7 protein-coding genes are annotated in these 16,205 nt (G+C 56.0%); 3 read left to right on the top strand and 4 right to left on the bottom strand.

From position 1 onward, the window contains the following. Positions 1–80 precede the first annotated feature (80 nt). Positions 81–8,666, top strand: coding sequence for a GH36-type glycosyl hydrolase domain-containing protein (locus OK412_RS20510; protein WP_264353489.1), 8,586 nt, complete (start codon positions 81–83; stop codon positions 8,664–8,666). A 225-nt stretch (positions 8,667–8,891) separates the two neighbouring features. Continuing rightward, the gene (gene ddlA, locus OK412_RS20505) at positions 8,892–9,989 is read left to right on the top strand and encodes a D-alanine--D-alanine ligase (RefSeq protein WP_264353488.1); all 1,098 of its coding nucleotides are present in this window, start codon (positions 8,892–8,894) and stop codon (positions 9,987–9,989) included. Between the two features lie 20 nt (positions 9,990–10,009). Here the strand turns inward: ddlA and OK412_RS20500 are convergent, their stop codons facing one another. The 4 genes from OK412_RS20500 to OK412_RS20485 form a co-directional block, all read right to left on the bottom strand. Then, complete coding sequence (locus OK412_RS20500; protein ID WP_264353487.1) at positions 10,010–11,431, bottom strand: sensor domain-containing diguanylate cyclase; 1,422 nt, start codon at positions 11,429–11,431, stop codon at positions 10,010–10,012. Positions 11,432–11,700: 269 nt separating this feature from the next. Continuing rightward, complete coding sequence (locus OK412_RS20495; RefSeq protein ID WP_010256584.1) at positions 11,701–13,176, bottom strand: SulP family inorganic anion transporter; 1,476 nt, start codon at positions 13,174–13,176, stop codon at positions 11,701–11,703. Then, a complete protein-coding gene (locus tag OK412_RS20490) occupies positions 13,173–13,808 on the bottom strand; it encodes a carbonic anhydrase (RefSeq protein ID WP_029519418.1) in 636 nt (211 codons plus the stop codon). Before OK412_RS20490 ends, OK412_RS20495 begins: the two co-directional genes overlap by 4 nt. 580 nt (positions 13,809–14,388) lie before the next feature. Next, complete coding sequence (locus OK412_RS20485) at positions 14,389–15,198, bottom strand: 5'-nucleotidase, lipoprotein e(P4) family (RefSeq protein WP_010699771.1); 810 nt, start codon at positions 15,196–15,198, stop codon at positions 14,389–14,391. 106 nt (positions 15,199–15,304) lie between these two features. On the opposite strand from OK412_RS20485, the gene OK412_RS20480 reads away from it, so the two are divergent. Further along, positions 15,305–16,012, top strand: a complete 708-nt coding sequence (locus OK412_RS20480) for a polyphenol oxidase family protein (RefSeq protein ID WP_264353486.1) — start codon at positions 15,305–15,307, stop codon at positions 16,010–16,012. Positions 16,013–16,205: the final 193 nt, after the last annotated feature.

Genomic DNA, 16,205 nt, shown 5'->3' with positions numbered 1-16,205 from the left:
TCCAGCCCTTCTTTTGGCTCCTTTTTTGTCATCCTTTTTTTTTCCGGATCCAGCTGCTGCGCAAGCGCAAGGAAATGAGTGTGAAAATAAAACTGACGACGTGGTTCAGCCGGGAAAGTGAATTACCCGATGAGCATTTTCCTTTGTTCCCGACTGAAGGTATTTATCAGGCCCACCGGCCAGATATTTTTTCGGCTGAACAAATGGATAACTACGGCGAAAAATTAGCGAAAACGCATAATCTGTCGGGTGGAAAATGGTCCTACCGACTGTTGCAGCAGCTGGCAGATAATGAACTGTCATTGACGCGCAGCGCAGAAATCCTGAGTGAAGGCGATAAGCGCAGCCAGACACCAGCGGCCGTCTGGATACTGGATAATTTTTACATCATTGAAGAGCAGATCCGCCTGGTCCGGCACCTGTTACCGGCCAAATTCGGTAAAGGACTGCCCATGCTGGAGGAGTCGGCTCATTACCTGCGCATCCAGGCTATCGCCGAGGAGATGATTAAGCACAGTGATGGCCGCCTGGAAACCAGCGTTCTGCATCCTTTTATCGCTGCCTACCAGCGCGTTACGCCCCTGCTGCTCGGCGAACTGTGGGCCATGCCTGCCATGTTACGGTTTGCGCTTATCAACAATCTGGCCCGGATTGCGGCTGACGTCGCCAGGGTACATCAGGAACGTAATAAAGCGGAGCAGTGGATCAGCGATATCCTCTCCACAGCCGCCGAAGATGCATCAAAAGTTATTCTGGTCATCGCTGATATGGCCCGCCAGAACCCGCAGGTTTCCGGCGCTTTCGTCGCTGAACTTGAACGGCGATTAAGTGGCCAGAACAATACTCTGGCGTTAACCTGGGTCGAACAACAGCTGGAAAATACCGGCCGGAAAACCTCGGAAGTCATTGAGCAGTTCAACCGGCAGCTGGCCCTGAGTCAGCTCTCTGTCAGCAACAGTATCACCGGCCTGCGGCAACTCGGCGAAATTGACTGGCAGGCTTTTGTCGAATCCGTCAGCCTGGTTGAGAAAGTCCTGCAGCAGGATCCCACCGGGACATACCCGCTGATGCATTTTGACAGTCGCGATGACTACCGCCACGTGATTGAACGTCTGGCACGGCACAGTCGCTTTGATGAACGTGAAGTCGCCCAGGCGGTGCTGACGCTGGCCAGCCAGCCTGATCTTCCCCTGCGTCAGCAGCATGTCGGCTATTACCTGCTGGATAAAGGATTTCAGCAACTGGAACAGCAGCTTGACGTTAAGGTGACGTGGCTGAACAGGAGCCGGCAGCATCTGAGCCAGACTCCTTTACTCTCCTGGTTAGGCAGCCTTTTACTGCTGACAACCGCGTTTACCGCCGAGATGCTCTACAGTACCCATCAGGCGGGCATGGCGTCATTACTCTGGTTACTGGTGCTGCCCGCCATCATTGTCAGCAGCCAGCTCGCCTTGCAGTTGCTGAGCGAGTTAACCACCCGCAGCCGCCATCCCCTTCCCCTGCCCCGACTCGATTATTCTCTGGCGGTACCGGAGCATGACCGCACACTGGTAGTTATCCCCTGTTTACTCAGCAGCAATGAGGGAACAGACGCCCTGTTGCGCTCTCTGGAAATCTGCTATCTCGGTAACGCCTTAACGAATATCAGTTTTGCGTTACTGACCGACTTTACCGATAGCGCCGAACAGGATCATCATCATGACGCCGCGCTTATCCGTTACGCCGTGCTGAAAACGGAAGCGCTGAATCGGCGCTACAGCGGGGGTAAATCGGATATTGCGCTCTTCTCCCTGTTACACCGTGACCGCACCCATAATATTTCTCAGGGCGTCTGGATGGGGTATGAACGCAAGCGCGGTAAGATCCATGCCCTGAATCGCTGGCTTCAGGGTGAAGAAAACGCCTTCAGCGTCACGGTAGGTGCCACGCAGACGCAGCTGCACAGCGTTAAATATGTGATTACTCTCGACAGCGACACAATACTGCCGCGTGAGACAGCGCATAAGCTGATTGGCGTCATGGCCCACCCGCTCAATGCGCCGGTATTCGACGATGTCAAAAATCGGGTGGTTGAAGGCTATGCCATCCTGCAGCCTCGTCTGGCTGAAGAGATACCGGTTAACGGTCAGAGCCGCTATGCCCGGCTGTGCAGCAGCATTCCGGGGAATGATGCTTACTCCTCACTCTCATCCGATATTTATCAGGATCTGTTTGGTGAAGGCTCATTTGTCGGCAAGGGTATTTACGATGTCGCTGCCTTTAGCCGGGCGATACGCAATACCTGTCCGGAAAATCTGGTGCTGAGCCATGACCTGCTTGAGGGGTGCTATGCCCGCTCCGGTGTGGTCAGTAACGTCGTCCTGTATGAACAATATCCGGATAGTTATCTGAGCGATGTTGCCCGACGATTTCGCTGGGTGCGGGGCGACTGGCAGCTCCTTAACTGGCTACGGTTGCAGGTGCGGCAGGAAGATTGCAGTCGTCAAAAGAACCCGCTCAGTGCGCTTTCCCGCTGGAAATTAACAGACAATCTGCGCCGCAGCCTGGTGGCGCCAGCCCTGCTGATGCTGGTGTTTATGCTGTGTACGATAGTACCGAATCCAATATTCTGGGTCGGGTGCATCATGCTCTTTCTGCTGCTTCCGGGACTGCCAGCGTTGGTGATCGATGGGGTGACGAAAAGTAAAACGCGTGCCTGGCGGCAGCATTTATCCATGCTGGTCACCGATGCCTTTAACCGCCTCTCCCGCGCTGGCCTGGCGCTGGCCATCCTGCCTCACGAGAGTTACTGGTCGCTGAAGGCGATTATCGTGACCTTATGGCGCCTGACTATCAGCCATCGCTACCTGAACGAGTGGAAAAGCGCTTCATCACAGAAACCTGTCGAGCCTGATGTGCGCCATTTCTACCGCCGCATGTGGATTAATCCGGTAGCAGGCGCGGTTCTGGTATTCCTGACCAGCCTGAGCATGCCGTCGATGACGCATGTCGCACTGGCGCTCGCTTTATTGTGGGCGGTCGCCCCCGCGTTACTGAGCCGCATGAGCCAGCCTAAACGCGCTCAGCCAGGCAGCCTTTCAGCGGAACAGCGCCTCTTTTTGCGCCGCACCGCGCGTAAAACCTGGGCGTGGTTTAACGAATTTGCCAGCAGTGACAACAACCATTTGCCGCCGGATAATCTACAGGAGATTCCGGAGTCGCGGGTGGCCCACCGGACTTCACCGACCAACATTGGCCTGTCGCTGCTGGCAAACCTGACGGCCTGGGATTTTGGTTATATCAGCCAGAATCGGGTCATCAGCCGGACGCTCGACACCCTCGATACCCTTGATCGAATGGAGCATTTCAGAGGACATCTTTATAACTGGTATGACACCCAGACGTTAAAACCGCTGAACCCACGCTACGTCTCAACGGTAGACAGCGGTAATATGGCGGCTCACCTTGTAACCCTTCAGGCTGGCCTGGCGCAGTGGAAATACCAGCCGGTGATGTCTCTCCCCTGTATCCTGGAAGGTCTCTCCGATACCTTCTCACTGCTTAAAGACCAACTGAGCGACACCCGCAGCGACATTGTGGAACAAATCGATGCGCAGCTAAGCCTGATGCAGCGCGCTTCGCCCGCCGATTTTCACGCCGGGATGCAGGCTCTGCTGGCATTAAGCCTGGTGGCAGAACAGGCTTATCTTCCGACAACGCGGGTAAACTGGCCGGCGCTTTTCCATCAGCAACTGGTCGATTTCACTCAGGAGTGGGCCCTCCTTTTCAGCTGGGTTACCCCGGATGCGCCACTGCCTGCCGACATTCCGTCATTGCTGTGGCTCGCTGAGTTGAACCTGAACCGCCCCGGACTCCCGGAAAAACAGGCAGAGACTGCGATATGGGCCGCCCGCGAACGAATGGCTGCCCTGCTGGAGCTGGACAGCCGCCTTAGCGATCACGCCAGTATGGACTTCCGCTTTCTCTATTATCCGGCCACGTCTTTACTCAGCGTGGGCTATAACATGGACAGCGGTCTGCTGGACGCCAGCAAATATGACCTTTTCCCTTCAGAAGTCCGCCTGACGCACTACTTTGCTATCTCCACCAGCCAGCTTCCGGCCAAGAGCTGGTTTGTACTGGGTCGCTTATTTACTCAGCTGAATAACCAGCCCGCCGTGATGTCATGGAGCGGCTCAATGTTTGAATACCTGATGCCGCACCTGGTCATGCCGGTTTACCCCGACACGCTGCTGGAAAAGATGGCGTTATCGGCGGTCAGGCAACAGATAGCCTCGGGTAACAGCACCGATACGCCCTGGGGCGTTTCGGAATCGGGTTACGCTGCGTTTGACGTCAATCATAACTACCAGTATCGGGCATTTGGTACGCTGGAACTGGGTCTGAAACGCGGCCTGAATGACAATCATGTTGTTGCGCCCTATGCGACGCTGCTGGCGCTGATGGTGCTGCCGCAGGAGGCGACGGCTAATCTGATAAGACTTAAAAAAATGGGTGCCAGCGGTGACTACGGTTATTACGAAGCGCTGGATTTCACCGCGGACCGACTGGCTCCCGGTCAGCCATTTTCGATCGTCAAATCGTATATGGCCCATCACCAGGCGATGGGATTGCTAGCGCTTTCTCACCAGCTGCTGGATGCGCCCATGGTCGCGCGCTTTATGTCCAGCGCACTGTTTCAGTCTTCGCGTTTGCTGCTGCAGGAAAAAGTGCCTGATGATATTGAGCTCTATACCCCACGCCGCAGTTTTGTCGAAAACAGTGACCCTAAACAGCAGCGCAGCATTCCCGACCAGCGTGAATTCAGTGGTTCAGATCCACGCCAGCCACAACTTCAGCTGCTTTCCAATGCAGATTATCATCTGATGGTGACGCACGCGGGGACAGGCTACAGCCAGTGGAAGGGGCTGGCACTCACCCGCTGGCGTGCGGATAGCACCAGCAACAACTACGGAACGTTCTGTTACGTTACCGATCAGCAATCCGCCGAAGTGATTGCTCACAGCTATCAGCCGACCTGCTGCGAGCGTCCGCATTATAAAACCCGTTTCAATGATGCCGGGATTGAGTTTGACGCTTCAGGCACCACCTTCAGCATTCACACGCATATCGTAGTCTCCCCGGAAGATGATGTGGAGATCAGACGCATCACGGTCACTAACCGTTCCCGTCAGACCCGCCCGTTTGATATCACCAGCTACACCGAAGTGGTACTGGCACCAGCAGCCAGCGATATGGCCCACCCTGCGTTCAGTAATCTGTTCGTCCAGACTGAAATCGTTGACAGGCTGGAAGCAATTCTGGCTCACCGTCGGCCACGTGAAGAGAAAGAAGTGACGGCATGGATGTTTCACGCGATGGCGATACATGGCAATACCGGCCGCCAGACCTCTTTTGAAACCGACCGGGCTCGTTTTCTCGGGCGCGGCAGGACGCCAGCCGATGCTCAGGCGCTGATGCCGGGCAGTGAATTAACGGGTCAGCAGGGAGCGGTGTTAGATCCCGTGTTATCAATTCGCCAGTCAGTGACGTTAAAAGCGGGAGAGACCGTCACCATCGATATGCTTTACGGTGTGACACTTCAGCGTGACACCACTATTGCGCTGATTGAGAAGTACCGTAACCACATCAGCGCCGATCGGGTGTTTGAACTGGCATGGTCCCACAGTCAGGTCGCCTTGCGTCAGTTGAATATCCGCACCGAAGATACCAGCCTGTTTAATCAGCTGGCCAGTGCCGTACTGTTTTCCAGCGCCGAAATGCGTGGCGAATCAGACGCGCTGATGCAGAACCGGCTGGGCCAGGAGTCATTGTGGCGCCATGCGATTTCGGGTGATCTGCCGATTCTTCTGGTTCGGATAGAAAACATTAATCAACTCGACCTGGTCACCACGCTCATTCAGGCGCATCAGTACTGGCGACAAAAAGGGCTGACGGTCGATCTGCTTATCCTGAACAGCGACCAGGGCGGCTACCAGCAGAACCTCTTCAATCAGCTCACGACCCTGATCCCTGCCGGAGATGAACGACAGCAGGCGGACAAACCTGGCGGCATATTTATCCGCAAAAGCGAAAGTTTTTCCGCTGACGATCTGCAACTGTTGCTGAGCGTCGCGGCGGTCGTGCTGGAAGGCCGGAACGGCAGCCTCGCCGATCAGCTCAGCACGCTGTTAAAACCGGTGCGCACCCCGCCTGCTTTTGCATTTCCATCGGTCAGTAAGACGCCGCCGCCTGCAGCCGTCACCTTTTCGCCGGAGCGGTTGCAGTTTTTTAATGGCACCGGTGGCTTCAACGAGGACGGCAGCGAATATCACATCATTCTTTCCGGCCAGCAGCAGACGCCTGCGCCGTGGTGTAATGTGCTGGCCAACAGCCAGTTGGGCACCGTCATTTCCGAGAGTGGCCAGGGCTATAGCTGGTATGAAAACGCGCATGAATATCGTCTGACGCCCTGGCACAATGACCCCGTCAGTGACAGCTCTGGCGAAGCGCTTTATCTGCGTGATGAAGAGACGGGTGATGTCTGGTCGCCCACGCCGCTTCCGGTTCGCGGCAAGGGCGATTATCTGACCCGTCATGGCTTCGGTTACAGCACGTTTGAACACACGGAGTATGGCATCAGCAGCACGTTAACGGTGTTCGTGGCAGAGGAGGCGCCGGTCAGACTTTCCCTGCTGACGCTGAGTAACCTCTCTGGCAAAACGCGTAATCTGTCGATTACCGGATACGTCGAATGGGTTCTGGGTGAGCTGGCGAGCCGATCTGCAAGGCATGTGGTGACATCCCCTGCCGCTATCGCCACAGGCAGCGCGGTTCTGGCCAGAAACTTTTATAACAGCACGGGCTCTGCGCGGACCGCTTTTTTTGCCGTCACAGGTACCCGGATTGCGTACAGCGGCAACCGGCTTGAGTGTCTGGGCCGTAACGGCACCACACGGCAGCCCGCGATGATGAATGTTCGTGGTCTGTCGGGTAACACCGGGGCAGGAATGGATCCCTGCGCCGCGCTGCAGACGCTGACGACACTGATTGACGGCGACAGCCGCAGCTTTGTTTTTGCTCTCGGCGTCGGGGAAGATGAGAGTGCAGTGACCGCGCTGATGCAGCAGTTCCTCTCCACCGGGGAGGCTCAGAACGAGCTGTCCAAAGTTAAACAGCACTGGCACCAGCTACTGACTAAAGTGCAAATCCAGACACCGGCAACGGAGGTCGATTTACTGGCAAACGGCTGGCTGCTGTACCAGACGCTGGCCAGCCGTTTGCTGGCGCGCAGCGGATATTACCAATCCGGTGGTGCCTTTGGTTTCCGCGATCAGTTACAGGATACGCTGGCGCTGACCCACGCTGCCCCTCAGCGCCTGCGCGATCAGCTGTTGTTGTGTGCATCCCGCCAGTTTATTGAGGGAGATGTACAGCACTGGTGGCATCCGCCTGCTGGCCGTGGCGTCAGAACCCGCTGCTCCGACGACTATCTGTGGCTGCCCTATGCGCTGTGCCGCTATGTGCAGGCAACCGATGATATTACGCTGCTGTCACAGCCCGTCAGCTACCTTGAAGGTCGCCTGCTGGCTGAGGACGAAGAGTCTGTCTATGAGCTTCCGGGCGTCAGTAAGATTAATGAACCGCTATGGCAGCACTGCGTTCGCGCGGTTAACCACGCCCTTAATTTCGGCCAGCACGGCCTCCCGCTGATGGGCTCCGGGGACTGGAACGATGGCATGAGTACCGTCGGGATTGCCGGCAAGGGTGAAAGCGTCTGGCTCGGCTTCTTCCTCTATACGGTTCTGGACCGCTTTGCCGCGCTGGCTGTGCGGTTCGGCGATACCGATACCGCCCGCCACTGTCAGGAGCACGCGCAGACGCTCAAAACCGCGCTTAACCATGCGGCCTGGGATGGCGAATGGTATCTGCGCGGCTTTTTTGACAGTGGCCAGACGCTCGGTTCACATGCTGACAGTGAGTGCCGGATAGACGCCATTGCCCAGAGCTGGTCGGTACTCTCTGGCGCAGGCGAGGACGCCAGATGCCGGTCAGCGATGGAGGCGCTTTATCAGCATCTGGTTGATAAGGATAACCGGCTGATTAAATTGCTCACTCCGCCTTTCGATGGTGCAGGGCCAAATCCGGGCTACATTCGCGGTTATTTACCGGGCGTCAGGGAAAATGGCGGTCAGTACACCCATGGGGCTCTGTGGGCGATTATGGCCTTTGCGGCGATGGGTGAAACAGAGCGCGCCTGGTCCCTGCTCTCTATGATTAATCCGGTTAATCATAGTGGCAATCAACAGGATATGGCGATCTACAAAGCGGAACCTTATGTGATGGCTGCGGATGTGTATGCGGCCGAAGGCCACAGCGGGCGAGGCGGCTGGACCTGGTATACCGGCTCGTCAGGCTGGACCTATCAGCTTATCAGTGAGAGTCTGCTTGGGATAACCCGGCGCGGCAACGCGCTGTCTGTCCGGCCACAGCTTCCCGCTGACTGGTCAGAGATAAAAATTGTCTACCGTGAGGGGGAAGGTATCTACAACATCCGGGTTACTCGCGGTGACAGCACTTATCAGCTGTGGCTGGATGGCAAACGGTGTGACGGTGACGAAATAGCGCTGGAAAGCCATCGCCAGGAACATCAGGTTGAAGTCTGGCTGGGCTCTGCGTCAGGTTAAGTTAAACCTGACACCCCGCCTGCATCAGGTTAAAGAGGAGATTCAGTGACCTTTGCGAGCGGGCCGTTGAGCTGCCACCCGCGTCAGCACTGGGAGCTGAACGACAGCGATCTGGTGAGTGGCGAGGGTTAATCGCCTGCTCACAATTATCTGTCGCCCTGCCCTGTTTTCCCTCGCGAAGCCCATGCTATCTTGTGGTTTTGATTTTTTCAGTGGGCAAAATTGATGACAAAGTTGCGGGTAGGGATCGTGTTTGGCGGGAAATCGGCTGAGCATGAGGTGTCGTTACAGTCGGCCAAAAATATCCTTGAGGCGATCGACAAAACCAGGTTTGACGTGGTGTTGCTGGGCATTGATAAGCAGGGACACTGGCGTCTTAACGATGCTTCAAACTTCTTACTTAACGCTGAAAATCCGGCGCTGATCGCGCTGAATCACGCCGCTGAAGATGTGGCGCTGGTGCCCGGCACGACTCAGCAGCAGATCATCACCCGTCATAACGCCCATCCACTGTCGCAGATCGACGTTATTTTCCCTATCGTGCACGGTACGCTGGGTGAAGATGGCTCCCTGCAGGGCCTGTTGCGTATGGCCTCGTTACCTTTTGTCGGTTCCGACGTGCTGGGCTCTGCGGTCAGCATGGATAAAGATTTTACCAAACGCCTGCTGCGCGACGCCGGCCTCAACGTCGCGCCGTGGGTGAGCGTCACCCAGGCCCAGCGCACACAGCTGGACGCCAGCGCAGTCATTGCCCGCTTTGGCCTGCCGCTGTTTATCAAACCCGCCAACCAGGGTTCATCGGTGGGCGTCAGCAAAGTGGACAGCATTGAAGAGTTTGATGCCGCGCTGGCGCTGGCCTTCTCCTTTGACCGCAAGGTGCTGATTGAGCAGGGTATCAAAGGCCGCGAGATCGAGTGTGCGGTGCTGGGCAACGATGCCCCTGAAGCCAGCCCCTGCGGTGAAGTGGTGGTGCATGACGCTTTCTACTCGTATGACACCAAATATATCTCTGAGAGCGGTGCGCAGACGGTGGTCCCGGCAGCCATTTCATCGGAAACCAGCGATGCGATTCGTGAGGTCGCCATCAAAGCCTTTACCGCGCTGGAGTGCTTTGGCATGGCGCGCGTCGATGTGTTTTTAACTGACGACGGCGAAATTATCGTCAACGAAGTGAATACCCTGCCCGGCTTCACCAATATCAGCATGTATCCGAAATTGTGGCAGGCGGCCGGACTCAGCTATCAGGATCTGATCAGTCGCCTGATCGACCTGGCGATTGAACGCCACCAGCAGGCCAGTACCCTGAAAAGCAGCGTCAGCTGACAGAACCCGGCGGCGTGGCGTTATGCCACGTCGCTGGTGATGGCACGGTAGTTAACCGGCGAGGTCTGATTGCGGCCATTGCGTTTCGACAGATAGAGATTTTTATCGGCTGCAGAAATCAGCCGGTTGATCACGCGGTGCCACTCCGTCGCCTCACCGGCACAGCCATGCGCCAGCCCCAGACTGACAGTGACCGTGGCCGTACTGCCCTGCAGCCAGAACTTCTCTTTCGCCATCTTCTGCCGGATGCTCTCAGCAAGAAAGTAGAGCTTTTCCGGATTCTGGTCGAACAGCACCACCGCAAACTCTTCGCCGCCAAAACGGCAGATGCGCCCCTCTTTACCCACAACGCGCTGCATACGGCGGGCGATCTCTTCCAGCACGCTGTCACCCGCATCATGACCAAAATTGTCATTAATCGCTTTGAAGTAGTCGACATCCAGCAGGATCACGCCCGCCCGGCGGTCCGGGAAGATTGGCTCAGCACGCAGACTTTCATAGAGGCCGGACCGCGACAGCAGCCGGGTCAGGAAGTCATAGTTGGCGCGCAACGCCAGACGCTGGTTGAGCTGGCGAATCGCATCCATGCTCACCGCCACAATCAGCGGGCTGATCGCAATGGTCGCCACGCCCAGCCGTGCCGAGGTCAGATGGGTGATCGGCAGCATATTGTCATCGCCCTGGATATTCATCACGCCGTGCGAAACCAGAATGATTTCGCTAATGCCGGTGAGCAAAATCACCAGACTGGTGAGCGGCATCGGCAGCACGATGGCGCACCAGACCAGCGCCGGAACCGGGAACGTCAGGCTGCCTGCGCCGCCCATCATCGCGCCAATCATCAGCGAAAAAATCACGGCGACAACCGGTGCCAGCTTGCGCATCTGCATAAACTGCCGGGGCGACAGCGACGCCCAGTCGCGCGTCAGCAAAAAGGGCAGCAGCATCAGCCCGGTTGAGAACTGTTCGCTGAACCATTCGCCCCAGGCCGTCACCAGCCCGCTGTTAAAATCGGCCTGCTGCGCCAGCGCCCCCCAGCTGGCGCAGGCCAGTCCGGCCAGCAGACAGGCCGGAAAAATGCGCAGCACGCTGGTTATACGCTCGCTGCCGGAGTCGTGCTGAAGATGTTTTACCAGCAGCGTCACCGCCACCAGCACAAACAGAAGATTCGCCATGTTGAGGGTAAAAGCAGAGAGCGCCCAGCCTGAAAAAACGATGTCGTTTAACACCATCGCAGCAAAGGTGGCCAGGTAATAGCGGGTCTGATGCAGAAAAGGATTCCGGACGATCACGCCAGTGACGATCGCGTTGACCGGCCAGAACAGCGACAGCTCCTGTGGAAAGCGCAGGTGTCCGCCGATAAAGCAAAACAGCAACGTGATTAAAAACAGTGAAAATGCGTTCTTCTTAACGTTGTGCTCTTCAAACAGCTGTATGCGCATACATCCGGACCTTGTCACAGAGAGGCTGGCTGTCCACGCCAGCCTGGACAGGCGCGTGGTGTCAGAATGATTAAATCCTGAATATCCTCAATGTCATCCGGCGATAAAACCTCGTTTCATGGGCTAACTCAGAAAAGTTACCGTTTTGAGGCTAAACCCATCAGATGACAGCAAAAACTGGGGCTCTATTATGCATCGCAAATAAAAAAATCGGATATCCGAGATATCCGATTTTTGCTGTTCTGACGACTTTACCGTTGCGCTAAACGCTATTTTACGGCAACCGGCCACTGACTCAGGCGAATGCCGCGTTTGTCGGCGTTATCGCCAAAATCTTTCAGCACCGCTTTAACGTCGGGATCGATATATTCCGCATTGTCGTTATCGACGATGACCACGCTGTTTTCCGGGATCTCATCCAGCAATCCCTGCAGCTTTGGATTGTGCATAAAGGTCAGGTTCTGCTGAAAGCGCAGCACGTAGTGGTCGTCATAGCGGGTGAGCTGCAGCGCGTTGCGATGGCTCTTATAGATGCTATAGAGGATCTGCGTGGCGATGCCGATACCAATCCCGACCAGCATGCCCAGCGTGATAATACCGACGATGGTGGCCAGAAACGGCACGTACTGCTGGGCGCCCATCCGGAACTGCTCAATAAACAGTTTGGGTGTCGCCAGCTTGTAGCCGGTATAGAGCAGCACGGCAGCGAGGCTGGCCAGCGGAATGGCGTTCAGCATCTCACTGAACCACATACCGCAAATCAGCAGCAGCACACCGTGAATGAAGATCGACAGTTTGGTCTGCGCGCCCGCACTGACGTTAACCGAACTGCGCACAATCACCGCCGTTATCGGCATCGCGCCAAGGAAACCGGCCGCCAGGTTACCGATGCCCTGCGCGAACATCTCTTTGTTAGGCGATGGCGCGGGCGTCTGAGGACGCAGTTTTTTCAGCGCCTCCTGACTCAGCAGCGTTTCCAGACTGGCGACCAGGGCTAAGGTTACCGCAACGACCCAGACCTGCGGATTCTGCCAGGCCATCCAGTCGGGCGTTTCCAGCTCTGCTACCAGCGCGGAAATGCTGTCAAAAGCGGGCAACGAAATGCGCGCCAGACCGCTGGTCATTTCCGGGAACAGCCGTCCACCCACGACGGTAGCAAGGCAGCCTATCAGCACGGCAATCAGCGGCCCAGGGATCCAGGCCAGCGCTTTGATCCGTTTCACCGGTGCGGTGGTCCAGAGACATAAAATGGCCAGGCCGACACCCGCTACTGCTACCGCGGGCAGCGAGAAGGTCATCTCACCGGTCACCAGTGAAACCAGTTCCGCATCGCCCGCGGCACCCAGCGCCACCGGGATCTGCTGCATGATCAGCAGCAAACCGATCGCCGCCAGCATCCCTTTAATGACGCTGCCCGGCACCAGCGAAATAAACCGTCCGGCACGCAGCAGACCAAACAAGCATTGCAGTGCTCCGGCGATAATCAGCGCGGTGAGAAAGGCGGAAAAACTGCCCAGAGACGCCATTGAGGCGACGACGATGGTGACCAGGCCTGCCGCCGGGCCGCTGACGGCAAACCGGGACGGACTCAGTGATGTGACCACCAGGCCGCCAATCACACCGGTCAGCAGACCGGCAAACGGCGGTAATCCGCTGGCCTGTGCGATGCCAAGACAGAGCGGTAAGGCGACCAGAAACACCACCAGACCCGCAGGAATGTCGCGACGCAGGGTATCGAGGTTCATAATGAAGGTTCCTCTGCAGATTGATGAATCAGCTCTTTAAGATGGCCGGAGCGCAGGTCATACACACAACCAAACACCTCCAGTTCCTGGCCCGATTGCCAGATTTGCCGGACCGGTTCAGATTTCACCAGTCTGGCGAATTGCGCCTTAACGTTGGCCTCAACCAGCCGATCGAGCTGTTCACCCGGCTCCGCGTCTGAAGGGGGGCTTTCCGCCAGACCGTGCTGAATATCATGACGCAACGTCTGAATGCGTCTCGCCAGCGCGCTCTCCTGCCCGTCCAGCACGCTGCCCGGCAGATTCTGCGCGGCTTCCACCCCACCGCAGCCATAGTGGCCGCTTAATACAATGCGTTTTACACCGAGAAAGAAGAGCGCGTATTGCAGCACGCTCAGTAAATTGTCATCGTCCTCAATCACCATGTTGGCGATATTACGATGCACAAAGAGTTCGCCAGGATGGGAGCCGGTTAAGACTTCTGCCGGAACGCGACTATCAGAACAACCTATCCAGAGTGAGTGCGGCTTTTGCTGATGAAGGAATTTTTTAAAGTAGTCTGGATTACGCTGGCGGCGCTGTAATGCCCAACTGCGATTTTTCGCTAATAAGGGTTTAAGTGTCGTCACAATCATCTTCTCTCTACTACCGGGATGTCGCATCCTGGCTAACCACAAAGTGTATCGGCTCACAAATAAAGCGTGAGCCGCCAGGTAAATAAGAACTGAGTCACAGAAAAAGGTTATAGCCGCTAACCATTACCAATGCACGAGCAATATTTCACAGCACTTTAACATCATGCTATTTGTCAATCTGGCGTCAGTAAGAGTCAGGGGTAAGTAAATTTAATTAAGCAGCAGAGAAGTGAAATAATTAGCGGAAACCATTTTAAGATCAATAATATCAATAGATTAAAATATAAAAGATAATAAACTAAAGTTATTGCTGACAAAAAAATACAATCATTAACCAAGGGGATATTCACTGCCATACCAACCGGCCTGCTTTTTACCAGGAATACTCTTAATTAAAAAATTAACCATTAGCACGATCAACCGGCTTAATTGCTGATAGCCAGTCAGATATGCCTGATTTTAGATAAGAATGAAGCAAGAGATAATTAATTTAATTTGCAGCAAAATAGTGACGGGAGAAAGTAAATCAGGACCATGTTTTAACAGAGCCTGACACGGTCAGGCTCTTTTTCTTGACGAATTATTTACCGTTCCAGCTTTGCAGGCGCGATTCCCGCACAGACAGCTGCTGTTCGGGCGTCAGTTTATTGTAGTTTTCCGCCATTCCGCTCTCCCAGTCGCCGTAGAGCGGATTCGGCAGCACGATGAACTGCGTTCCAAACTGCTGATGGTTAAGATTCACAAAATCACGACGCGTCTGATTACCCTGATGCCAGGTCGCGCCACCAAAATCGTTGAGGTTATCGCCAACGTAGAGCACCACGTTATAGCCGGCATTTTTAATGGCATCGAAACGCGCCTGCTTATTGGAGCTGTCAGTATTCAGACGTACCGTTTTATCGCTGACGTTGGGGAAGCCAAGCTGCTGCATGTTAGCGACCGTGGCCGCGTAATCTTTCTGATCGCGGTTCGACACATAGAACAGCGTGCCGCCATTCTGTGTGACATGACGCGCAAACTCTATCGCGCCCGGCACCGCTTTCGCCTGCCGCGCCTGCGTCCAGGCTGACCAGGTTTTGCTGCTGAACGGCTGGCCGTTCTTCGCCTGCCATGCGCTGTAGGCGCTGTTATCCAGCATCGTTTCATCCAGATCGACAATCACCGCTTTGGGTTTGCCGGTCAGCGAGGGGGCCTGATCAAACGCCATACGCGCGGTATTAAATGCCTGCCAGGTCAGCGCCTGATATTCACCAGACTGCTGGAACCAGTTTACCGCCAGCACCGATTGCTGGCCGAGTTGCTGTTGCGCGGTCTGATGTGTCGACGAGGCGCAGCCGGTAAGCAGCAGCGCGACCAGTCCGGATGCAGCCAGTTTTGCGGAGGTTTTCATCATTTCATCCTTAAGGTGAGAAAGGTCTGAGGAGAAGCTTCAAAAATGTAGCAGTTAACGTAAGCTGTGGGCAGCCCAACGCACGCTGTTATAACAGGAGATTCCTATGGCCGTGATCCCGCGCTCGCCATTGCTCGATTCGCTGGAGTGGCTCGAATATGCGTTTCAGCCAGCCGGAGAGCCCCCACCCGCTGATGCCGCCTATGGACATCAGCGCCACAGCGCGACCGTGGTCACCGATATCGAGAACATCCCACCCAAAAGCTGCGAGTCTGATGGCGTGATCGGCAGCGGGACATGCCCGGTGGCGGTCTACACCGCCGACTGCCTGCCAGTGCTGTTCGCCGATCGCCAGCAGCGGATCGTGGCCGCGGTTCATGCCGGACTCAAAGGTACGCTGGCGGGTGTGCTGACCCGCGCGGTTGAAAAACTGTGCGAGCAGGGCTGCGAGCCGCAGAACCTGATGGTGGCGATCGGTCCGGCGATGGGCCCCTGCTGTTATGAACTGGCCGAACCGCAGCTGGCGGAGATTGCGCAGAACCCGGCATTGGCCAGCGGGCTGCGCTGGCACCAGAACCAGCCGGTTAATCCTCTGGCGCAACGTCCACAGGCCGCTGCCCGCCAGCAGGGTGTCTGGTTCGATCTGCCTGCGCTGGCAATGCAGTTGCTGATAAACGCGGGTGTGCCGGCTGCGCAGATCGATAACGTCAATGTCTGCACCTACTGCATGGCCGAAAGCGGTTCAAGCTACCGCTTCAATACCCACCACGGCAGCGGCTATCACTCCCGCTATTCGTGGATCCGTCGACGTTAATGGGTTTTCTGGCACCGCGCTGACAGCATGTAGCAGAACCTGAACAGCGACGGGCGCTGACGCCTGTCGCGAAGCTACGCGGGCCACGGATGACGGTCTTAACCTCTTTGCGCAAGGCACGGGCGACCTCCGCCCACTCTTTGTTACTCACCTCACTCCCCTGCCGTTGTTTATGATTTCACTCACACCCTGA

This window comes from Pantoea sp. JV6, from assembly GCF_025910055.1.
Lineage (GTDB): Bacteria > Pseudomonadota > Gammaproteobacteria > Enterobacterales > Enterobacteriaceae > Pantoea > Pantoea agglomerans.
The sequence above is the reverse complement of the archived record's forward strand: the minus strand, read 5'-3'. Positions and strand labels throughout refer to the sequence as shown.